This window comes from Shewanella sp. CAL98-MNA-CIBAN-0140 (genome assembly GCF_040309905.1).
Classification (GTDB): domain Bacteria; phylum Pseudomonadota; class Gammaproteobacteria; order Enterobacterales; family Shewanellaceae; genus Shewanella; species Shewanella psychromarinicola.
In genome coordinates, this window is record NZ_JBEOPI010000249.1 from 1 (window position 1) to 249 (window position 249).

Annotated in this window: 1 pseudogene; it reads right to left on the minus strand. The window is 63.9% G+C overall.

Going from position 1 to position 249, the window contains the following annotated elements:
- Positions 1-249 (minus strand): annotated as a pseudogene (locus tag AAEY93_RS20950) (hypothetical protein); the annotation flags it as partial.

The window sequence follows — 249 nt, forward strand, 5'->3', positions numbered from 1 at the left end:
GGGTGATGTCCGGCAGGCGCGTGCCTTTTTCATACAGGCTCAGGGACAGGCTGGTCATGCCCCAGAACAACAGGCCGGTGATCACCCCGGCGCTGAGGGGCTTGCGCAGGGCTGGGCGACGCCAGCCGTACGCCAGCGTGCCAAGGATCAGCGCGATGATCCCGGGCCAGGCGAGAAAGCCGCCGTCACGCAGGTCGACCATCTCCTCCCAGTCGTTGCTGTAATAACTCCAGTACATCAGCACAAAGC